This window comes from Stenotrophomonas sp. YJH_SMC_6, assembly GCF_059371335.1.
This window is the reverse complement of the sequence record NZ_JCAFUM010000017.1, coordinates 95336-115801: the sequence shown is the minus strand read 5'-3', so window position 1 is coordinate 115801 and position 20466 is coordinate 95336. Positions and strand designations below refer to the sequence as shown.

Annotated in this window: 17 protein-coding genes, 1 pseudogene and 1 riboswitch; of the genes and pseudogenes, 10 read left to right on the top strand and 8 right to left on the bottom strand. The window is 66.8% G+C overall.

Going from position 1 to position 20466, the window contains the following annotated elements; genetic code table 11:
• The first annotated feature begins 589 nt into the window (after positions 1-589).
• The 3 genes from AC5P9N_RS19180 to AC5P9N_RS19170 all read left to right on the top strand — a co-directional run bounded on the left by AC5P9N_RS19180 (position 590) and on the right by AC5P9N_RS19170 (position 4779).
• A complete protein-coding gene (locus AC5P9N_RS19180; RefSeq protein ID WP_005407668.1) occupies positions 590-2992 on the top strand; it encodes a ribonucleoside-diphosphate reductase subunit alpha in 2403 nt (800 codons plus the stop codon).
• A 144-nt stretch (positions 2993-3136) separates the two neighbouring features.
• Positions 3137-4156: a ribonucleotide-diphosphate reductase subunit beta gene (locus AC5P9N_RS19175; RefSeq protein WP_005407669.1), complete on the top strand. Its 1020-nt coding sequence runs from the start codon at positions 3137-3139 to the stop codon at positions 4154-4156.
• Positions 4157-4320: 164 nt separating this feature from the next.
• Positions 4321-4779: a hypothetical protein gene (locus AC5P9N_RS19170; protein ID WP_232282012.1), complete on the top strand. Its 459-nt coding sequence runs from the start codon at positions 4321-4323 to the stop codon at positions 4777-4779.
• Between the two features lie 39 nt (positions 4780-4818).
• On the opposite strand, the gene AC5P9N_RS19165 is transcribed toward AC5P9N_RS19170, so the two are convergent.
• Positions 4819-5454, bottom strand: a complete 636-nt coding sequence (locus AC5P9N_RS19165; protein ID WP_005407671.1) for a LysE family translocator — start codon at positions 5452-5454, stop codon at positions 4819-4821.
• Positions 5455-5606: 152 nt separating this feature from the next.
• On the opposite strand from AC5P9N_RS19165, the gene AC5P9N_RS19160 reads away from it, so the two are divergent.
• The 3 genes from AC5P9N_RS19160 to AC5P9N_RS19150 all read left to right on the top strand — a co-directional run bounded on the left by AC5P9N_RS19160 (position 5607) and on the right by AC5P9N_RS19150 (position 8101).
• A complete protein-coding gene (locus AC5P9N_RS19160; protein ID WP_005407672.1) occupies positions 5607-6008 on the top strand; it encodes an acyl-CoA thioesterase in 402 nt (133 codons plus the stop codon).
• A 55-nt stretch (positions 6009-6063) separates the two neighbouring features.
• Positions 6064-6879 carry an NAD-dependent protein deacetylase gene (locus tag AC5P9N_RS19155; protein WP_005407673.1) on the top strand — a complete coding sequence of 272 codons (816 nt, stop codon included), beginning with the start codon at positions 6064-6066 and terminating at the stop codon, positions 6877-6879.
• Positions 6880-7000: 121 nt separating this feature from the next.
• Positions 7001-8101, top strand: a complete 1101-nt coding sequence (locus tag AC5P9N_RS19150; RefSeq protein ID WP_005411935.1) for an NADH:flavin oxidoreductase/NADH oxidase — start codon at positions 7001-7003, stop codon at positions 8099-8101.
• 3 nt (positions 8102-8104) lie between these two features.
• Here AC5P9N_RS19150 and AC5P9N_RS19145 read toward each other — a convergent pair whose 3' ends face one another.
• A complete protein-coding gene (locus AC5P9N_RS19145) occupies positions 8105-9016 on the bottom strand; it encodes a LysR family transcriptional regulator (protein WP_012478804.1) in 912 nt (303 codons plus the stop codon).
• Between the two features lie 114 nt (positions 9017-9130).
• On the opposite strand from AC5P9N_RS19145, the gene purU reads away from it, so the two are divergent.
• Positions 9131-9982: a formyltetrahydrofolate deformylase gene (gene purU / locus AC5P9N_RS19140; RefSeq protein ID WP_065184114.1), complete on the top strand. Its 852-nt coding sequence runs from the start codon at positions 9131-9133 to the stop codon at positions 9980-9982.
• Positions 9983-10234: 252 nt separating this feature from the next.
• A pseudogene (locus AC5P9N_RS19135) lies at positions 10235-10387 on the top strand (formyltetrahydrofolate deformylase); the annotation flags it as partial.
• Between the two features lie 288 nt (positions 10388-10675).
• Here AC5P9N_RS19135 and pncA read toward each other — a convergent pair.
• The 4 genes from pncA to AC5P9N_RS19115 form a co-directional block, all read right to left on the bottom strand.
• On the bottom strand, positions 10676-11302 hold the full coding sequence (gene pncA, locus AC5P9N_RS19130; RefSeq protein ID WP_099484578.1) for a bifunctional nicotinamidase/pyrazinamidase: 627 nt from the start codon (positions 11300-11302) through the stop codon (positions 10676-10678).
• A 55-nt stretch (positions 11303-11357) separates the two neighbouring features.
• Positions 11358-12044, bottom strand: a complete 687-nt coding sequence (locus tag AC5P9N_RS19125; protein ID WP_005407678.1) for an epoxyqueuosine reductase QueH — start codon at positions 12042-12044, stop codon at positions 11358-11360.
• A gap of 161 nt (positions 12045-12205) precedes the next feature.
• A riboswitch (cobalamin riboswitch) is annotated at positions 12206-12435 on the bottom strand.
• 83 nt (positions 12436-12518) lie between these two features.
• Positions 12519-13928 carry a nicotinate phosphoribosyltransferase gene (locus AC5P9N_RS19120; protein ID WP_099484577.1) on the bottom strand — a complete coding sequence of 470 codons (1410 nt, stop codon included), beginning with the start codon at positions 13926-13928 and terminating at the stop codon, positions 12519-12521.
• A gap of 64 nt (positions 13929-13992) precedes the next feature.
• Positions 13993-15042 (bottom strand): bifunctional nicotinamide-nucleotide adenylyltransferase/Nudix hydroxylase, encoded by a 1050-nt coding sequence (locus tag AC5P9N_RS19115; protein WP_219625294.1) that lies wholly within the window; start codon positions 15040-15042, stop codon positions 13993-13995.
• A 193-nt stretch (positions 15043-15235) separates the two neighbouring features.
• On the opposite strand from AC5P9N_RS19115, the gene AC5P9N_RS19110 reads away from it, so the two are divergent.
• The gene (locus AC5P9N_RS19110; protein WP_164212708.1) at positions 15236-17128 is read left to right on the top strand and encodes a patatin-like phospholipase family protein; all 1893 of its coding nucleotides are present in this window, start codon (positions 15236-15238) and stop codon (positions 17126-17128) included.
• Here AC5P9N_RS19110 and AC5P9N_RS19105 read toward each other — a convergent pair.
• Both AC5P9N_RS19105 and AC5P9N_RS19100 read right to left on the bottom strand, forming a co-directional pair.
• On the bottom strand, positions 17122-17256 hold the full coding sequence (locus AC5P9N_RS19105; RefSeq protein ID WP_275426950.1) for a hypothetical protein: 135 nt from the start codon (positions 17254-17256) through the stop codon (positions 17122-17124). The two genes, AC5P9N_RS19110 and AC5P9N_RS19105, sit on opposite strands and share 7 nt — an antisense overlap.
• A gap of 221 nt (positions 17257-17477) precedes the next feature.
• Entirely contained in the window at positions 17478-18845 is a 1368-nt protein-coding gene (locus AC5P9N_RS19100) for a helix-turn-helix domain-containing protein (protein ID WP_099484573.1), read from the bottom strand.
• A 115-nt stretch (positions 18846-18960) separates the two neighbouring features.
• Between AC5P9N_RS19100 and AC5P9N_RS19095 the strand changes: the two genes are divergently transcribed.
• A complete protein-coding gene (locus AC5P9N_RS19095; protein ID WP_012478809.1) occupies positions 18961-20466 on the top strand; it encodes a CoA-acylating methylmalonate-semialdehyde dehydrogenase in 1506 nt (501 codons plus the stop codon).

Below are 20466 nucleotides of genomic sequence, written 5' to 3'. Positions count from 1 at the left end.
CTGGGATTCCGGTAGTGCCGGCCGCTGGCCGGCAATGATCGGGGGAAGGAGGGCGCAACGGCGTTTCCCTGCGGCCGCTGCTCCGGCCTGGCCGGCACATGCAGCCTCGCGTCGCTGCCCGGCGGGCGGTCCCGGCGTCCACCGGATTCCCACCGGCTGCCCACCACCTATCCACAGGGTTGTCCCTAGCCAGTTTCATCACTGTCATGTGAAGCTGTCATTGTTCCGTTTTCGCGGTGCGTTGTACCACCGCAATGACGCCTTTCGGGCTTGACTGCGCAGCCCGTTCCGGCAGGTCTGAAGCGTCTGATCCGGACGCCGGTGGCACGATCCTTGCGGCGCAAGGGATTGCCGAATTTCACTACATTTGGCGTTGACGGGCCCCATCACCCCCACTATCTTGTGGCCGTCGGTCGCAGCAACCCCAATTCCAGGGATGCCCGGGTACCCATCCGCGATCGTCAACGGCAGTGGCAGGCGCAGGGTCTCATCCGCTGCGACGCCGTCCTGCCATCCTGGGCTGTCATGTCCCGGGCTGCGTCACCCGATGCATCGAGCACCCACCAATCACGCCAAGAGGACACACGCCGTGACCACCGAATCCAGCGCCACCATCGAGAAGGAAAGCGAATTCCTGTTGACGTCGCCGCCGACGGCCAACGCGATGAGTGTGACCAAGCGCAATGGCACGACCGAACTGGTGGACCTGAACAAGATCGTGCGCGCGGTGCAGCGTTCCTCCGAAGGCCTGCACGCCGTCGATCCGATGCGCGTGGCCACCCGCACCATTTCCGGCCTGTACAACGGCGCCACCACCCGCGAGCTGGACGAACTGTCCATCCGCACCGCCGCCCTGCTGATCGGTGAAGAGCCCGAGTACGGCCGCCTGGCTGCGCGCCTGCTGGCCAACTACATCGCCAAGGAAGTCTCGGGCCAGGAAATCTACGCCTTCTCGCAGTCGGTCAGCCGTGGCCATGAAGTCGGCCTGATCAACGACCGCCTGCTGAACTTCGTGCAGACCAACGCGCGCAAGCTCAACGATGCCATCGACATCTCGCTGGACCTGAACTTCGATTACTTCGGCCTGCGTACCCTGTACGACCGTTACCTGCTGCGCCACCCGCACACCCGCAAGGTGATCGAGACCCCGCAGCAGTTCTTCCTGCGCATCGCCAGCGCGCTGAGCGAGGACGTGTCCGAGACCCTGGCGCTGTACAAGCGCATGGGCAACCTGGACTACCTGCCGTCCAGCCCGACCCTGTTCAATTCCGGCACCACCCACGAGCAGCTGTCCTCGTGCTTCCTGCTGGACTCGCCGCAGGACTCGCTGGAGTCGATCTACTCCAAGTACGGCGACATCGCCCAGCTGTCGAAGTTCTCCGGCGGCATCGGCGTCAGCTACACCCGCGTGCGTTCGCGTGGTTCGCTCATCAAGTCGACCAACGGCCACTCCAACGGCATCGTGCCGTGGCTGAAGACCATGGATTCGTCCGTGGCCGCGGTGAACCAGGGCGGCAAGCGCAAGGGCGCGGCCTGCGTGTACCTGGAAACCTGGCACGCCGACATCGAGGACTTCCTCGAGCTGCGTGACAACACCGGTGACGAAGCCCGCCGCGCGCACAACCTGAACCTGGCCAACTGGGTGCCGGACCTGTTCATGAAGCGCGTCGAAGCCGACCAGGAATGGTCGCTGTTCGATCCGCGCGTCGTGCCGGAGTTCACCGACCTGTTCGGCGAAGCCTTCGAGGCCGCCTACCTGCAGGCCGAAGCCCAGGGCAAGGCCAACCGCACCATCTCTGCCCGCAAGCTTTACGCCCGCATGATGCGTACGCTGGCCGAGACCGGCAACGGCTGGATGACCTTCAAGGACAAGTGCAACCGCGCCAGCAACCAGACCCTGCGTCCGGGCAACGTGATCCACCTGTCCAACCTGTGCACGGAAATCCTGGAAGTCACCTCCAACGATGAAACCGCGGTGTGCAACCTGGGTTCGATCAACCTGGGCAACCACTTCGACGAGCACAACGAGTTCGATTTCGAGAAGCTGGCCGAGACCGTGCGCCTGGCCGTGCGCCAGCTCGACCGCGTCATCGACCTGAACTTCTACCCGATCGAAACCGCCCGCCGCGCCAACCTGCGCTGGCGTCCGGTCGGCCTGGGCTGCATGGGCCTGCAGGACGTGTTCTTCCGCAAGCGCCTGCCGTTCGACAGCGCCGAAGCCCGCGCCCTTTCGAAGAAGATTGCCGAAGCGATCTACTTCCACGCGCTGGAAACCTCCTGCGAGCTGGCCCAGGAACGTGGCAAGCACCCGTCGTTCAACGACACCCGCGCCGCCAGTGGCGAACTGCAGTTCGACGCCTGGAACGTGGTGCCGGAAGACACCGCACGCTGGGACGCCCTGCGCGCCCGCATCAAGGAACACGGCCTGCGCAATTCGCTGATGATCGCGATCGCACCGACCGCGACCATCGCCTCGATCGCCGGCTGCTACGAGTGCGTCGAGCCGCAGGTATCCAACCTGTTCAAGCGCGAGACCCTGTCCGGTGACTTCCTGCAGGTCAACCGTTACCTGGTGAACGAGCTGAAGAAGCTGGGCCTGTGGACGCCGGAAATGCGCGATGCCATCAAGCTGGCCGAAGGTTCCATCGCCGGCGTGGCGCAGATTCCGGAAACGCTGCGCGAGGTCTACCGCACCGCGTGGGAACTGCCGATGCGTTCGCTGATCGACATGGCCGCCGAGCGTGGCGCCTTCATCGACCAGTCGGCCTCGCTCAACCTGTTCATGGAAAGCCCGAACATCGGCGCGATGTCCTCCATGTACATGTACGCCTGGAAGCAGGGCATCAAGACCACCTACTACCTGCGTTCGCGCCCGGCCACCAAGATCGCCAAGACCACGGTGAGCGCTGCGGCCCCGGCCAAGGTATTCAGCCCGGACGAAGCCATCGCCTGCTCGCTGGAAAACCCGGAAGCCTGCGAGGCCTGCCAGTAACACACCGCGCGGTGGGTGCCGACCGTTGGTCGGCACTCGAACACCTCGCACCTGTAGAGCCGAGCCATGCTCGGCTGCGGAAAAACACCCACGGTAGCGCCGGGCCACGCCCGGCGGCTCACCCAGGAATTCAAGGAAACACCCATGGCCGACAAGCCCAAGCAGATGCTGCTCGATCCCGGTTTTGAACTGACCCTGCGCCCGATGCGCTACCCGCAGTTCTATGACATGTACCGGAACGCGATCAAGAACACCTGGACGGTGGAAGAGATCAACTTCCAGATCGACATCACCGACCTGCACAGCAAGATGTCGCCGGGCGAGCGCCACCTGATCCACCGCCTGGTCGCGTTCTTCGCCACCGGCGACTCGATCGTGTCCAACAATCTGGTGCTGAACCTGTACCAGCATCTCAATGCGCCGGAAGCGCGCATGTACCTGTCGCGCCAGCTGTATGAAGAAGCGCTGCACGTGCAGTTCTACCTGACCCTGCTCGACAACTACCTGCCGGATCCGGAAGAGCGCGCCAAGGCGTTCTCGGCGGTGGAGAACATCGACTCGATCAAGAAGAAGGCCGATTTCTGCTTCAAGTGGATCGACTCGATCCAGAGCCTGACCCGCATCGAGACCCGCGAACAGCGCCGCCAGTTCCTGCTCAACCAGATCTGCTTCGCCGCCTGCATCGAAGGCCTGTTCTTCTTCGCGGCCTTTGCCTACGTCTACTACTTCCGTTCGCGCGGCCTGCTGCCGGGCCTGGCCTCGGGCACCAACTGGGTGTTCCGCGACGAGAGCGCACATATGGAGTTCGCGTTCGAGTCGGTGCGCGTGGTGCGTGAGGAAGAACCGGACCTGTTCGACGAAGAGATGAAGCAGCAGGTCTACGACATGCTGGCCGAAGCCATCGAATGCGAAGTGCAGTTCGCCGAGGACGTGCTGTCCGGCGGCGTGGCCGGCATCTCCACCCGCGACATGCGCCAGTACCTGCAGCACTGTGCCGACCAGCACTTCGCCAAGCTGGGCATGGAAAAGAAGTACAACGTGCGCAACCCGCTGCCGTTCATGGAACTGCAGGACGTGCAGGAGCTGACCAACTTCTTCGAACGCCGCGTCTCGGCCTACCAGGTCGGCGTGCAGGGCGAAGTCGCCTTCGACATGAACTTCTGATCGAACCGGCCCGGCCTGTCGCAACGAAGAACCCCGGCCAATGCAGGGGTTTTTCGTTGCGCATCAGAAGGATGAGCTATTCTCGCTGGACGCCAGTGGTGGCGGTGCTTCGCATCCATGCCGGGCCCGGGGAGGAAGAGGGGATGCCACTGCAGGAATGACGCGTGGACAATCCCAGCGCCGGGTTTCCGTGCGCGTGGTCCTGCCATGGTGGCGCAACTGAATGGACCCTGGAGGTCGCAATGGAGACTGCAGTGCCTGGAACAGCAACCCGCAGGACCGTGTTTCGTGGGTGGATGGGAGGACTGTTCGCCGTCCTGGTCGCCTGTCCGCCCCTCGCCCATGGCACGAACTGCGATTCCAAGGTGACCAACGTTTCCATCGATGCCAGCGGCAAGGTGTTCGTGGCGACCACCGTCTCGCCCATCCACGCGGTCTGCAACATCGTCAGCAAAGGCGACTTCAGCATGCCGCCCGAGGTCTGCAAGGCAACCTACGCCATGCTGATGAGTGCGAAGGTCTCCGCCATGCCCATCCGCCTGTACTACACCAGCGTGCCGCAATGTGGCGATATCAAGGCCTGGTCGGCACAACCGAGCTTCTACCACGCTGAACTGTTCTGATTACGGGGCCGGGCGTATCGCCTGGAGGGCACGCCGCGATCAGCGCCGCCCTTCCACCGCCATGCGCACCGCCAGTCCGGCCAGCACCGTGCCCATCAGCCAGCGCTGCACCATCTGCCAGGTGGGGCGTGCGGCCAGGAAGCCGGCGATGCTGCCGGCGGTCAGCGCGATCATGCCGTTCACGCTGACGCTGACCAGGATCTGGGTGGAGCCCAGCACGATCGACTGCATCAGCACGCTGCCTTCGCTGTCCGGGTGCAGGAACTGCGGCAGCAGCGACAGGTACATCACCGCCACTTTCGGGTTCAGCAGATTGGTCAGGAATCCCATCGTGAACAGCTTGCGCGGGCTGTCCTGCGGCAGTTCGCGCACCGCGAACGGCGAACGGCCACCGGGCTTGAGCGCCTGCCAGGCCAGGTACAGCAGGTACAGCGCGCCACCGATGCGCAGCGCGTCGTAGGCGAACGGCACGGTCATCAGCAGGGCGGTGATGCCCAGTGCCGCGCACAGCATGTAGAACACGAAGCCCAGCGCCACCCCGCCCAGCGAGATCAGTCCCGCCATCGGCCCCTGGCAGATCGAGCGCGAGATGACGTAGATCATGTTCGGCCCGGGCGTGAGCACCATGGCCAGCGAAACCAGCGCAAAGGCCAGCAGATCGGAAGTGGCGGGCATGGGGGGTCCTGGCAGTGGGCGTGGCGCAGTGTAACGCCTGCTGCAGGCGCGGCCTGCGCAGGCACCGCTGCCGGGTGACCGTTGCACGTGCATTCCGATGGCCGTCACGCCGGTCGCTTAGAATCCGCAGCACCCCACACCGAAGCTCCCCCATGACCCCGATCCCCGAGACCGTGCCGCCCATCGAAGTGCGCATGGCCGAAATCGTCTTCCCCAACCACACCAACCACCTTGGCACCCTGTTCGGTGGCCAGGCACTGGCGTGGATGGACAAGGCCGCGTTCCTGGCCGCCGCCCGCTACTCGCGCCGTACCGTGGTGACCGCGCGCAGCGACCAGGTCGACTTCAAGCTGCCGATCCGCATCGGCCAGATGGTGGAAACCATCGGCCGCATCGTCGAAGTCGGCCGCAGCTCGATGAAGGTGGAGGTGGAACTGGTCGCCGAAGACCTGCACAGCGGCGAGCGCAAGCTGTGCACCCGCGGCCACTTCGTGATGATCGCGCTGGACGAGGAAGGCCACCCGATCGCGGTGCCGCCGCTGCCGGCGGCCTGACCCGGCCAACCGACCGGCGCTTGCAGGGGCGCCGCAGCGCCCCCATCTGGCAGCCATGACCCCGCCACTGACCGACTTCATCGACCGCGCCCAGCGCCTGTTCGTGCTGACCGGCGCCGGCTGCAGCACCGCCTCGGGCATTCCCGATTACCGCGACAGCGACGGCCAGTGGAAACGCACGCCACCGGTGACCTACCAGGCCTTCATGGGCGAGGCCGCTACCCGCCAGCGCTACTGGGCGCGCAGCCTGCTGGGCTGGCCGCGCTTCGGCCTGGCCCGGCCCAACGGTACCCACCAGGCCCTGGCCGCACTGGAGAGCCGTGGCAAGCTGCAGGTTCTGCTGACCCAGAACGTGGACGGCCTGCACCAGCGCGCCGGCAGCCGTAACGTGATCGACCTGCATGGCCGCCTGGACCTGGTGCGCTGCATGGGCTGCGAGCGCCGCAGTGGCCGCGAGGACTTCCAGCAGCGCCTGCTGGACGCCAACCCCGGCTGGGATGCGCTGGAGGCCGGCGTCGCGCCTGATGGCGACGCCGACCTGGAGACCGATTTCTCCAGCTTCGTGGTACCCGGGTGCCCGCACTGCGGCGGGGTGTTGAAGCCGGACGTGGTGTTTTTCGGCGAAAACGTGCCGCGCGAGCGGGTGGAGGCGGTGCACGAGCACCTGCAGCAGGCCGACGCCGTGCTGGTGGTGGGCTCGTCGCTGATGGTCTATTCCGGCTTCCGCTTCGTGCAGGCGGCGGCCAAAGCAGGACTGCCGGTGGCGGCGTTGAACCGTGGCCGCACCCGTGCAGACGACCTGCTGCAGTTCAAGGATGAACGCGATTGTGCTGAGGCGCTGGCGTCGGTTATCGAACCATCGGCTGGGTAGAGTCGACTGTCAGTCGACTCTACAGGCCACCCGCCGCCGCGAAACAGCGATCCATCCAGATGGTTGATCCCGGAGCCGTGCGGCGGTGCAATACGCATCCCCTACGTCGTCCATCACTGTCTTGAGCCAGCTGTTTTCGCCGATCTCGTTCGGCCCCCTGACCCTGTCCAACCGCATCGTCGTCGCGCCGATGTGCCAGTACTCCGCCGAAGACGGCCGCGCCAGCGACTGGCATGCCATGCACCTGGGCAACCTCGCGCAATCCGGCGCCGGCTTGCTGATCCTGGAAGCCACTGCGGTCGAGCCGCGTGGCCGCATCAGCTGGGCCGACCTGGGCCTTTGGGATGACGGCACCGAGGCCGCGTTGGCACAGGTACTGGCCAGCGTCCGCCGCTGGTCGCCGATGCCGCTGGGCATCCAGCTCGGCCATGCCGGTCGCAAGGCCTCGGTGAACCGCCCTTGGGACGGCGGTGGCCAGTTGCCGGCCGATGATGCACGTGGCTGGGCCACCGTGGCGCCGTCGCCGCTGCCGTTCCATGCCGCCGACCCGGCGCCGCAGGAACTGGACGAGGCCGGCATCGCCGAGGTCATCGCCGCCTTCGCCGCCAGTGCGGTGCGTGCCGAGCGCCTCGGCTTCGAGCTGATCGAGCTGCATGCCGCCCACGGCTACCTGCTGCACCAGTTCCTGTCGCCGCTGAGCAACCGTCGCACTGATGGCTACGGTGGCTCATTGCCGAACCGCCTGCGCCTGCTGGTGGAAGTGTTCGACGCCGTGCGTGCGGCGGTATCGGACAAGGTCGCCGTGGGCGTGCGCATCTCCGCCAGCGACTGGGTCGATGGCGGCTGGGATCTGGTGCAGAGCGAAGCGCTGGCCCAGGTGCTGGACGCGCGCGGCTGCAATTTCCTGCATGTCTCCAGCGGTGGCCTGGACGAACGCCAGAAGATCACCGTCGGTCCGGGCTACCAGGTGCCGTTCGCGGCAGCGATCAAGGCCAAGGTGCGCATGCCGGTCATCGCCGTGGGCATGATCACCGAGCCCGAGCAGGCCGAATCGATCCTGCGCCATCGCCACGCCGATGCCGTGGCCCTGGCGCGCGGCATCCTCTACGACCCGCGCTGGCCGTGGCATGCCGCTGCCGCATTGCGCGACAGCGTGGAACCGGCGCCACAGTACCTGCGCTGCGAGCCGCGCGATGCGCGCGGCGTGTTCAAGACGCGCTGAGGCTCACACCCGCCAGGCCGGCGCGATGCCGGCCTGAAGGTGTTCGAACAGCGCGCGGATCTTGGCGGTGAAATCGCGGCGGTCGCTGACGCAGAAGTAGACCTCCATCGGTTCCGGGCGCCACGCGGTGTCGGCGCCGAACACCGCCTGCAGGCGGCCATCGCGCAGGTACGGCTCGGCCACGAATGCGGCCAGCCGGGTGATGCCGGCACCGGCCGCCGCCAGCGTCGCCAGCGCATCGATGTCATCGCAGACCATGCTCGGTGGCAGCGCGGCGTCCACGCGCTGGCCGTCCTTCAGCAGGCCCCAGCGCAATGGCCGGCCATCGGTGGGGAAGCGGTGCAGCAACCCGCGATGACCGCCCAGATCGGAAGGCTGTTGCGGGACGCCGTGCGCCTTCAGGTAGGCCGGCGAGGCACAGAACACGAACGGAACACGCGCCAGCTGCCGCGCGACCACCCCATCCTCCAGCTGCGCCCCGATGCGGATGCTGGCATCCACCGCTTCCGGCCCATGCTGCACGGCGCGGTCGGTCAGGCGCAGCTCCAGCTGCAGTTGTGGGTAGCGCTGCTGCAGTGAAGGCAACAAGGGGGCAAGCACGTGGCGACCGAAGGCGCTGCTGCTGGCGATGCGCAGCGGCCCGGCCGGTTCGATGTCACCGGCGGTGACCATCGCCTGCGCGCGCGCCAGGTCGGCTTCGATGTGGCGCACCTGCGCCAGGTACAGCGCGCCGGCCTCGCTGAGCGCCAGCTGCCGCGTACTCCGGTTCAGCAACCGTACGCCCAGATGGGCCTCCAGCCGGTTGATGTTCTGGCCGACCGCGGTGGCGCTGATGCCAAGGATGCGGGCCGCGGCGGCAATGCTGCCGGTCTCTGCGGTGCGGGTGAAGCTGCGGATCAGTTGCAACAGGTTCATGACCGACCAGCTTGCCACGGGAAGGTCCAAGTATCGCTTGGTACTGAACCAAGCAGGTCGGTTGCACCCGTGATCATCCGGCCGCTGGGCAGGGCGCTGCCCTACACTGTAGCGATGCGCCCCGATTCCATTCTTACCCTGTCCTGCCCCGACCGCACCGGCATCGTCTACCGCGTGTCCGGCCTGCTGTTCGACCACGGCTGCAACATCCTCGACGCCCAGCAGTTCGGCGATGAGGAGAGTGGCCGCTTCTTCCTGCGCGTGCACTTCGATCGCGATGCCGGCCTGCCGCTGGAGACCGTGCACGCCGCCATGGCCACGCTTGCCGAAGGCTTCGGCATGGACTGGCAGCTGCACGATGGCCGACGCCGCGCCCGGCTGCTGGTGCTGGTCAGCAAACAGGGGCATTGCCTCAACGACCTGCTGTTCCGCGCCCACAGCGGCCAGCTGAAGGTGGACATCGCAGCAGTGGCGTCCAACCACGCCGACTTTGCGCCGCTGGCGGCGTCCTACCAGGTGCCGTTCCATCATCTGCCGGTGAACGCGGAAACGCGCGCGGTGCAGGAGCAGCAGATCATCGACCTGGTCGAGCGCGAGCGCATCGACCTGGTGGTGCTGGCGCGCTACATGCAGATCCTGTCGCCCACGCTGTGCCGCGCGTTGGCCGGCCGTGCGATCAACATTCACCACAGCTTCCTGCCCAGCTTCAAGGGCGCGCAGCCGTACCACCAGGCACACGCGCGTGGGGTCAAGATCATCGGCGCCACCGCGCACTATGTCACCGAGGACCTGGACGAAGGCCCGATCATCGAGCAGGACGTGGCCCGCGTGGACCATGCGATGGCACCGCGTGAACTGGTGCGGCTGGGCAGCGATACCGAATCGCTGGTGCTGGCACGCGCGGTTCGCCGCCATGTGGAGCACCGCATCCTGCTCAATGGGCATCGCACGGTGGTATTCCGGTAATCGCCCATCCCGCGTCCGCCGGGCATGGCCCGGCGCTACCACGGGTGCTATCCGGTAGTGCCGGGCGCTGGCCGGCAACTGCAGAGGTCCCGAGGTTGCCGGCCAGCGGCCGGCACTACCGAATCCTGATTTCATCCAATGAAAAGCCCCCGGTTCGGCCGTCCCGCGATCTATAGGGGGGCGTAGTTAGGGGGCTGGATGAATCGATTGTGTTGTTGTGGGCAGGAGCGCGCAAGCGGCATAAGCGACGTGCAGGACGTGGCCCGCGTGGACCATGCGATGGCACCGCGCGAACTGGTGCGGCTGGGCAGCGATACCGAATCGCTGGTGCTGGCACGCGCGGTTCGCCGCCATGTGGAGCACCGCATCCTGCTCAATGGGCATCGCACGGTGGTGTTCCGGTAATCGCCCATCCCGCGTCCGCCGGGCATGGCCCGGCGCTACCACGGGTGCTATCCGGTAGTGCCGGCCGCTGGCCGGCAACTGCAGAGGTCCCGAGGTTGCCGGCCAGCGGCCGGCACTACCGAATCCTGATTTCATCCAATGAAAAGCCGCCGGTTCGGCCGTCCCGCGATCTGTAGGGGGGGCGTAGTTAGGGGGCTGGATGAATCGATTGTGTTGTTGTGGGCAGGAGCGCGCAGGCGGCATAAGCGACGTGCGCGGTAGCGCCGGGCCATGCCCGGCGGTCACGCCTCAGACGATCGCAATCCCCGCCTTGCCCAGCGCCTCGCGCACCATCACGTCGTTGGCTTCGGTCACCGGCTTGGTCAGCTCCCACAGGAACTTCACCCGGAAGCCGGACTTTACCGCGTCCTGCGCGCTCCACAGCACGCAGTAGTCGCGGGCCAGGCCGCATACGTGCACTTCGCGGATGCGGCGTTCATGCAGCCAGCCGGCCAGGCCGGTGGCCGGGCGCTCGCCATCGGGGCCGTGGTTCTCGCGGAAGGCGCTGTACGAATCCACCTGTTGGCGCGTGCCCTTGCGCAGGATCAGGTCGGCCACGGTCCAGTCCACGCCCGGGTGCAGGGCGGCACCGGCGCTGCCCTGCACGCAGTGGTCCGGCCACAGGGTCTGCGGCTGCGCGTGCAGCAGGATGGTCTCGAACGGGCGTTGGCCGGCGTTCTGGCTGGCGAACGAGGCATGGTCGGCCGGGTGCCAGTCCTGGGTCGCCACCACGGTGCGGTAGCGGCGCTGCACCAGCAGATCGGCGATCGGTGCCACCAGCGCATCGCCCTGGTCGCAGGCCAAGGCGCCACCGGGCATGAAGTCCGGCTGCAGGTCGATCACCAGCAGGGCGACATCGGCGGGCAGGGCGGTCATGGCAGTTCCGGTACAACAGAAGGGGCGACCAGCGTGGCCGCCCCATGCCTGCACGTCAATCGTCCTGCGGCGTCCCAGCGTCCTGCCCGTAGTACAACAGGCCGATCTTGATCCGCTCGCGGCCATTCTCGCGGCGATGGCGGTTGGCATCGCGCAGCGAGTACACGCAGCCGCAGTATTCCTGCTGGTAGAACTGCTCGCGCTTGCTGATCTCGATCATGCGGCTGGCACCGCCGCCCTTGCGCCAGTTGTAGTCCCAGTACTGCAGGCCTTCATAGCGCGAGGCGGCGCGGATGCCGCAGTCGTTGATCTGCGCCATGTTCTTCCAGCGCGAGATGCCCAGCGAAGAACTGATGGTGTCGTAACCGTGCTCGTGCGCGTACAGCGCAGTGCGCTCGAAGCGCATGTCGAAGCACATCGTGCAGCGGATGCCGCGTTCGGGCTCGTTTTCCATGCCGCGTGCACGGCTGAACCAGTTGTCGGTGTCGTAGTCGCAGTCGATGAAGGGAATGCCGTGCTGCTCGGCGAAGCGGATGTTCTCCTGCTTGCGCAGCTCATACTCCTTCACCGGGTGGATGTTGGGGTTGTAGAAGAAGATCGCGTAGTCGATCCCGGAGGCGGTGATCGCCTCCATCACTTCGCCGGAACAGGGCGCGCAGCACGAATGCAGCAGCAGGCGCTTGCCGTCGGCGGGCAGGGTCAGGGTGGGGCGTTGGAGCTCGGTCATCGTCAGGTACCGCATGGACCGCCGGCAACGGCGGTGGCCCATGCATCAGCGCGTGGGTGAACGGGTCTGGCCGGATACCGTGAACAGGACGCGCGCGGCCACACCGCCTGCACGCGCAGGACGACGACGGCCCCGGCAACCTCCCCGCGGAGATTCCAGGTCGAGTCAGGGGACGGTCGTGTCCCCCGGCCGGGGCCGGTATTCGGGCTGATGGACACGGGCCGCAGCCCACCTACTACCCGCCGCTTCCCAGGCGCGAGCCCAGTGCTGTTGGCAGGATTCGTTTCCATTCACCGCTGCGGGGCAGCTCCGGAATGGACGCGCGAGGCGCCTTCACCGGATTCCCGTTTAAACCCCTCCCCGCGCTGCAGCGATGGGAGGGATACCTTCGGCGTGTGCAAGGTGGACCTGTTGGTGGCGCCGGTCAAGAGCGCAGGGGTCAGAGCCCGCTGCGCTGCAATGGGATCCGACCCCGGTCGGGATGCACCTTCAATGCCCCACGGCCGCTCGCGTGCGGATGTCGTCCAGCCGCTGGTCGTGCAGCAGGCGGCCGTTCTCCCACACGGTCACCATTGCGTCCTCGAAGCCGTCCGGCAGGGTGTCGTCGCCGTTGGCCGGCAGTGGCACCGTATGCAGGCTGCCATCGTCCAGGCGGCGCAGCAGGCGCATGCGGCCACGCTTGCTGGCCTTGCCGGCGTCGGTGACCGGATCCTTGTAGACGTCGATCCACTCACCCTCGACCCGTGCCGCCGAGCACTTCAGCGCGAACTTCTGCGTATCGCGGTCCAGCCGCTGCAGCAGTGCACCGCCCATGCCGAAGGCCACGTTGTCGGCAGCGTAGCCGTCGTCGGTGGTGCGCTGCAGGATCGCGCGGATGGTGTCCGGATTGATGCCATCGCCCTGGATCACCCGCACGTGGTTGAGCACGCGATAGCCCTTGCCGTTGAGGCTGTGGCCGAAGGCTTCATCCAGCCGGCGCAGGCTTTCGGCCACCACCTCCACCGGGTCACCCGAGTCGGGACGGATGACCAGGGTGGCGTCCGACGCGATCACGTCATCGCGCAGGGTGGTGCCCCAGTGTTCGCTGATCGCGCGGTAGATGTCATAGCTGTCCGACACCACCGCCACGATCGAACCGGGCTTGCCGAACTGGCGCAGCATGTTGCGATAGGCGTCCACCTCGCGTTCGCGGCCCCAACTGGTGATGGTGCTGTGCTCGGCGGCCGGAATCGAATAGCCGGCCATCGGCGCGTGGTAGTGCGCGCGTGCCAGGCACAGCGCCGACACGGTATCGGTGCCGAGGAAGTTGACCAGGTGCGCGGCACCGCCCAACGCGGCCGATTCCAGGCTCGATACACCGCGCGCGCCGAAGTCGTGCAGCTTGAACGGCAGCTGCCCCTGCGGGTCGTCGCTGGTCTGCTGCAGGAACGCGGCGATGGTCTGCCGTGCGTGCCAGCTGATGGTGGCCACGGTGACCGGATACCACACGCGCAGCAGCAGCGTTTCCAGATACGACGGCACCCAGAACGCAGCCGGATCGGTCGACTCGATGGTCATCAGTGCCTGGTGGGTGGGCACCACGCTGCCCTCGGGAACGGCGCGGATGCGCACCGGCAGGTGGCCGCCAAGCCGGTCGACGATATCGCGCCAGCCGGCCTCGTTGAACGGTTCGCCGTGCGCGGCGAATACCGCAGCAGCGTCGTCGATGTCGGCGTGGGTGACCGGTCGTGCCAGCGCGTCCTTGAGGATCGCCTGCAGGCCGAAGAACACCGTGCGATCGTGCAGGCCGCCACGTGATTCGACGTAGAAGAACGTGGCATCGGTACCCGGCGGATACTGCAGCCAATGGCTGGCCTTGTAGCTGTCGGTGTTGAGGAGAAGATTATCGAGGTAGTGCATGACGGAAGCTCCTTCGCGTCGAGTGACACCAGCGGTCTATCCGCCAGTGGGGAGGCCGGGCCTGTCAGCCGCGGCCGAGGAAATACTCCAGGATGTGCAGGTGGTCTTCGAACAGCTGCGGGCCCATGTCCAGGGCTTCACTCACCGGTATCCAGCGCGCCTTGTCGGCGTCGTCGCCGCCGCGCACCGGCGGCAGGTCACCGGCCGGGAATTCGAAGTGGAAACCGTGGGTGATGGTGCGGCCGCGCTGGCTGCGGTCGGGGTGGTCGAAGACTTGCTGGCCCTTCAGCGACCCCTTCAGCACCGGCAGCGGAATCTTCAGCCGGGTTTCCTCGCGCAGTTCGCGCAGGCAGCTGTCGAGCAGGCTCTGTTCCTGGCCGACGAAGCCGCCGGGCAGCGCCCACAGCCCCTTGCCGGGTTCCGAGCGGCGACGCACCAGCAGCACGTGGCCTGAATGCACCACCACCGCATCGCTGGTGACGAAGGTGGGCGCGTAGGGCGCATCCTTCCAGGCGGCCTTGTACTGTTCGATGAAGCGGTACTCGGCCACCAGCTGGCCATAGGCAGGCGCGCTTTTGCGGAACGCTTCAAGCATGTCGTACACCGGCGCCGGCACATTGCCACGCAGCATCAGCAGCGCGCCGTGGAAGTCGACGTCGCCGGCTTCGAACAGGTAGCGCCGCAGCTCGGTGGCCGACAGGGTGGCGGTGTGCTGCACGTCCACCAGCGGCCACTGCGGGAACTCGCGCAGGTAGTAGCTGGACGCGTCCTTGTCCATGCCGATCAGGCCTACCTTCGCATCGGCGGCGGCGCCGTCGTTGCGCAGGGCTTCAGCCACCTGGCGCTGCACGTTGGCGATCCACTGCGCTTCGTTGTACAGGTGGTCACGCAGCGGGCGGATCAGCAGGCGGTCGGTGTGGCCATCGAGGGCGGCCTGGATCATCACGGCACGTTCGGCCACGGTCCAGGGATTGCGCAGGCTGCGGGGGGTATCGGCAGAGCCGACCAGGAAGATCAGCTTGCGGGCCCGGCTCAGGGCCAGGCGGGCAACGGCGGCGTGGCCGTTGTGGAAGGGCTCGAATCGCCCGATGAAGACGAGATAGTCGAATTCCATGAGAATCCCTCATGTCGTTGTGGCAGCCGCGGGTCTGTCCCTTGGCTTGCTGCAGATGCTACGCCGATGGCGGGGCGGGTCAAGCCTGCAGCCGTGCTTTCTGCTGAACGGCGCATCGCGTGCGCGGACTGCGCCGTTGTTCTCAGGCCCTGAGAAGCCTCTGCGCCATACTGGCACCCACGCGGCGGACGGCATGCTCGGGGGCAAGACAGTGGCGGACAAGTACTGCGATCTGGTCATGAAAGGCGGCATCACCAGCGGCATCGTGTACCCCAATGCGGTACTGGCGCTGGCGCGCGAGTATCGCTTCAAGAGCATCGGCGGCACTTCGGCCGGCGCCATCGCCGCCGCCGTGGCGGCTGCGGCAGCCTGCGGTGATCGTCGCCAGCAGGCCGGCGAGCACCTGCCCGGCGATGCCGGCTATGGCGGGTTGTCGGCGGTGTCGGCGCAGCTGTCGCGGCGCGGCTTCATCTACAGCCTGTTCCAGCCCGCACGCGGCGCACGCGCGGCCTATCGCCTGCTGGTGGTGCTGACCGGCAATGCCAGCCTGCCGCACAAGCTGCTGTGCCTGGCCGTTGCCGTGTTCGAGATCGCACCGCTGGAAGTGCTGGTGTCGCTGGCGCTGCTGCTCGGCCTGGGCTGGTGGGGCGGTGGTTGGAGCGGGGTGGCGGCCACGCTGCTGCCGTCGCTGCTGTGTGCGTACGGTGCGGGTGTGGCCGGTGCCGCGCTTCGTGTGGCACGTGTGGCGCGACGCAATCTGCTGGGCCTGTGCAGCGGCCTCGGCCGCGATGCACGCACGCCGGCACTGACCGAGTGGCTGCACGAATGCCTGCAGCAGTTGTCCGGCAGGCCGCTGGATGCACCGCTCACCTTCGCCGACCTGCACGATGCGCCGCGCTATGCCGGCGAGCCGGACAGCCCGCATGCGATCAGCCTGCAGATGATCACCACCTGCGTGTCGCACAACGAGCCGCGCACGCTGCCGCTGGGCGGCGCGCAGTTCTGGTTCCTGCGCGAGGAATTCGAGCAGCTGTTCCCGGCCAGCGTGGTGCAGTGGCTGGTGACGCAGGCCGGCCCGCCGCTGGAGGTGGAAGGGCGGCAGTACTACCACCTGCCGCCGGGCCCGAAGCTGCCGGTGCTGGTGGCCACGCGCATGAGCCTGAGCTTCCCGCTGCTGATCAGCGCGGTGCCGCTGCATGAACCCTCACGCCGCGAACGACGCTGCGAGCCGACCGCGCCGGCGGCCGACCCCGAGCACAACGTGGCCGACAGCATGGAAGGGCTGACCAGCGCCGGGCAGGCTTGCGGCCCGGTGATCACCGCCTTCCGCATCTGCTGGTTCTCCGATGGTGGCATCAGCACCAATTTCCCGATCCATCTGTTCGATGCCGCGTTGCCGCGCTGGCCTACCTTCGCCATCAATCTGGTCTACCCGCAGCACGCCGAAGAGGTGAACCACGGCAGCAATGGCCGCCAGTCGCTGGAGCACGCGGTGTTCCTGCCCACCGAGAACCGACACGGCTGGCAGCGCACCTACCAGTCGATCGCCACACCGCTGGCGGCCGCCGAGCTGGGCCGCTTCCTGTTCGCGGTGGTGGCGACCATGCAGAACTGGCGCGATCTGCTGCAGGCGCGCGCGCCGGGTTACCGCGACCGCATCGTGCACGTCAGCCTGCAGGGCGACGAAGGCGGCATGAACCTGGACATGCCGCAGGAGGTGCTGACCCGCATCGCCGACAAGGGCAGCCTCGCCGGCGCGCGCTTCTGTTCGTTCTCGTTCGAGAACCACTACTGGATCCGCTGGCGCAACCTGGCCTCGGCCTACCAGCGCTACACGCTGGAAGTGGCACGCACCGATGATCCGGCGCAGCAGGTACTGGCCTACCGCGCGGCCTATTCGATGGTTGCCCGGGGGGAACCGGCACCGCCGTCGTACAAGCTGGGCTCGGAAGACAAGCGGCTGGCCTCGCAGCAGCTGTGGGGGTTGATGGTCGAGCAGGGACGTACCTGGGAAGACCTCGGCCCGGACCTTACTGACGGCGCACCGCGTCCGCTGCCGCAGATGAAGGTCACGCCGATCTACTGAGCCGGCAGTAGATCCACGCCATGCGTGGATGCATTTCGCGCAGGGCGAGAGCGTGCCGACCAACGGTCGGCACCCACCATCAGCATCAGCATCACCATCAGCATCAGCATCAGCATCAGCATCAGCATCAGGTTCCAGCAGCAGGAGGAAACTGTCGAAGGCGGGGTGGTGTCGGATTGCGGGGTGTCCGCGGCATGGATGCCGGGGGTCACTTCAGGGACGGGTTCACGGCGTCCCCGCAATCCGACACCGCCCCGCCATCCCACGGAAAGCCCGCTGTTGCTTTTGAGGTTGCCGGCCAGCGGCCGGCACTACCGCAGGTGCAGGGCGCAGCCCTGCCGAACCAACCCTACCGCCCCGGCAACTGCGCGAACGCGCGCTGCATGCAGTCCTCGCGCGGGCACACCCGGCACCCCGGGCCGATCGATACCGAATTGCCCGGGCTCTGCACATCCAGCCCCAGTGAATACACCAGGCGTTCGGCATGCTGCAGGTCGCAGCCTAGCGCCACCGCGAAGGTCTTGCGCGGTTGGCCATGGCCGACCGGGCCACTGCTGACCTGCCGCGCCAGCCAGAAATGACGGCGCCCATCGGGCATGCGCGCGGTCTGGGTGAGGATGCGCCCGGGCTGGTTGAACGCTTCGTAGACGATCCACAGCGGGCACGACCCTCCCACCTGCGAGAAGTGGAAGTCGGTGGCCGAATGGCGCTTGGAGACGTTGCCGGCGCGATCCACGCGGATGAAGAAGAACGGCAGCCCGGGCGCACTGCGCCGTGCCAGCGTGCTCAGCCGATGGCAGACCGCTTCGAAGCCCACGCCGAACTGATGCGCCAGCAGCTCGATGTCGTAGCTGCTGGCCTCGGCCGCACGCAGGAAACGCATGTACGGCATCACCAACGCACCGGCGAAGTAATTCGACAAGCCAATCCGCGCCTGCGCGATGCGTGCCTCATCGGTAAACCCGGCGCGCGCCACCACCGCATCGATCTGCGGCAGATAGCCGTGAAGGGCCAGCTCGGCCGCCATCTGGAACGCCTGCTGGCCGGGCTCAAGGTAATCGGGTAGCCACAGCCGCCGCGCACCGGCATCGTATTGCCGTTTCTCGCGCCCGGCCTGCAGTGCGGCCACTTCCACCAGCACGCCATGGCGGTCGGCCAGCAGCTGGCGCAGCCGCGGTGACACATGCCCGGGTGACAGCCCCCATTCGGCGAACAGCTGCTCGGCCAGCTCGTCCAGTTCGGGGATGTGGTTGTGCATGCGGTTGAAGAACTCGCGCACTTGGTCACCGGCCGGCAGGGTGCTGCCGGCACCGGGCTCGCCCAGCTGGAACTCCAGCGCGGCGGCATGCTCGCGCAGCGCCAGGTGGCGGCGGTGCAGGTCCAGCAGTGCGCGGCTGACCTGCGGCAGGTTGCCGGCCAGGGCGCGCAGCTCGGTCGCGCTGACTTCGGCCAAGCCGAGGTCGCGCAGGGTCTCGCCCAGCGCTTCCTGCAGGGCAGCGGGCTCATCTTCGTCGAACAGTGAGGAAACATCGCCCAGTACCTCGCCCAGCTTCTTCTGCACGGCCGGGGTGAGTGGGCGTTTGTTGCGCTCGATCTGGTTCAGGTAACTGGCCGACAGGCCCAAGGCGCGGGCCAGGTCCACCTGGCTGTAGCCGCGCTGCTCGCGCAGCCGTAGCAAGCGCAGGCCAAGCTGCCGCTGGATGGCTGAATAATTCACAGAATTAACATGAATCGTCTGGCGTGTTGGCCAGATTAAGCGGATTCAGCCCGGAAATCGAGACGGGTGCTGTGAATAATGCCAAGCATCTTTCGCACCCTGTGGGATTGTCGTCATGACTGTTGCAGCGCCCCGTATCCGCATGCTGATCGATGGCCAGTTCGTTGAATCGGCCACCTCCCACTGGCAGGACGTGATCAATCCGGCCACCCAGGACGTGCTGGCCAAGGTGCCGTTCGCCACCACCGGCGAAGTGGACGCCGCCGTCGCCGCCGCCAAGGAAGCCTTCAAGACCTGGCGCAAGACCCCGATCGGCACCCGCGCGCGCATCTTCCTGAAGTACCAGCAGCTGATCCGCGAGAACATGAGCGAGCTGGCCCACATCCTCACCGCCGAACAGGGCAAGACCCTGCCGGACGCCGAAGGCGATGTGTTCCGCGGCCTGGAAGTGGTCGAGCACGCCGCCGCCATCGGCAACCTGCAGCTGGGCGAGCTGGCCAACAACGTGGCCAATGGCGTGGACACCTACACGATCATGCAGCCGCTGGGCGTGTGCGCCGGCATCACCCCGTTCAACTTCCCGGCGATGATCCCGCTGTGGATGTTCCCGATGGCGATTGCAACGGGCAACACCTTCATCCTCAAGCCGTCCGAGCAGGACCCGATGGTCACCATGCGCCTGGTCGAGCTTGCCCTGGAAGCCGGCATTCCGAAGGGCGTGCTGAACGTCGTCCACGGCGGTGAGGAAGTGGTCAACGCGATCTGCGACCACCCGGACATCAAGGCCGTGTCGTTCGTCGGTTCCACCCGCGTCGGCACCCACGTCTACAACCGCGCCTCGCTGGCCGGCAAGCGCGTGCAGTGCATGATGGGCGCCAAGAACCACGCCGTGGTACTGCCGGACGCCAACAAGGAACAGACCCTCAACGCGATGGTCGGTGCCGCCTTCGGCGCCGCTGGCCAGCGCTGCATGGCCGCCTCCACCCTGGTGCTGGTCGGTGAGGCGCGCAACTGGGTGCAGGACCTGGTCGAAAAGGCCAAGACGTTGAAGGTCAGCGCCGGCACCGTGTCCGGCACCGACGTCGGCCCGGTCATTTCCTGCAGCGCCCGTGAGCGCGTGGAAGGCCTGATCGCCTCGGGCGTGGAGCAGGGCGCCAAGCTGGTACTCGACGGCCGCAAGCCGCAGGTCGATGGCTTCGAGAAGGGCAACTTCGTCGGCCCGACCATCTTTGCCGGTGTCACCACCGACATGCGCATCTACCAGGAAGAAATCTTCGGGCCGGTGCTGGTCATCCTCGAAGCGGAAACGCTGGAAGACGCCATCGCGATGGTCAACAGCAACCCGAACGGCAACGGCACCGCACTGTTCACCCAGTCCGGCGCGGCCGCGCGCAAGTTCCAGGAAGACATCGACGTCGGCCAGGTCGGCATCAACGTGCCGATCCCGGTGCCGGTGCCGCTGTTCTCGTTCACCGGTTCGCGCGCCTCCAAGCTGGGTGACCTGGGCCCGTACGGCAAGCAGGTGGTGCTGTTCTACACCCAGACCAAGACGGTCACCGCGCGCTGGTTCGATGACGAGACGCTGAGCCACGGCGTCAACACCACGATCAGCCTGAAGTAA

Bases quoted from the DNA above. Each gene is read 5' to 3' on its own strand.
- purU (WP_065184114.1), top strand. From the start codon at position 9,131: ATGCGCCCCGATTCCATTCTTACCCTGTCCTGCCCCGACCGCACCGGC.
- AC5P9N_RS19125 (WP_005407678.1), bottom strand. From the start codon at position 12,044: ATGCGGTACCTGACGATGACCGAGCTCCAACGCCCCACCCTGACCCTG.
- pncA (WP_099484578.1), bottom strand. From the start codon at position 11,302: ATGACCGCCCTGCCCGCCGATGTCGCCCTGCTGGTGATCGACCTGCAG.
- AC5P9N_RS19115 (WP_219625294.1), bottom strand. From the start codon at position 15,042: ATGGAATTCGACTATCTCGTCTTCATCGGGCGATTCGAGCCCTTCCAC.
- AC5P9N_RS19160 (WP_005407672.1), top strand. From the start codon at position 5,607: ATGACCCCGATCCCCGAGACCGTGCCGCCCATCGAAGTGCGCATGGCC.
- AC5P9N_RS19175 (WP_005407669.1), top strand. From the start codon at position 3,137: ATGGCCGACAAGCCCAAGCAGATGCTGCTCGATCCCGGTTTTGAACTG.
- AC5P9N_RS19145 (WP_012478804.1), bottom strand. From the start codon at position 9,016: ATGAACCTGTTGCAACTGATCCGCAGCTTCACCCGCACCGCAGAGACC.
- AC5P9N_RS19095 (WP_012478809.1), top strand. From the start codon at position 18,961: ATGACTGTTGCAGCGCCCCGTATCCGCATGCTGATCGATGGCCAGTTC.
- AC5P9N_RS19165 (WP_005407671.1), bottom strand. From the start codon at position 5,454: ATGCCCGCCACTTCCGATCTGCTGGCCTTTGCGCTGGTTTCGCTGGCC.
- AC5P9N_RS19105 (WP_275426950.1), bottom strand. From the start codon at position 17,256: ATGCTGATGCTGATGCTGATGCTGATGCTGATGGTGATGCTGATGCTG.
- AC5P9N_RS19120 (WP_099484577.1), bottom strand. From the start codon at position 13,928: ATGCACTACCTCGATAATCTTCTCCTCAACACCGACAGCTACAAGGCC.
- AC5P9N_RS19110 (WP_164212708.1), top strand. From the start codon at position 15,236: ATGCTCGGGGGCAAGACAGTGGCGGACAAGTACTGCGATCTGGTCATG.
- AC5P9N_RS19155 (WP_005407673.1), top strand. From the start codon at position 6,064: ATGACCCCGCCACTGACCGACTTCATCGACCGCGCCCAGCGCCTGTTC.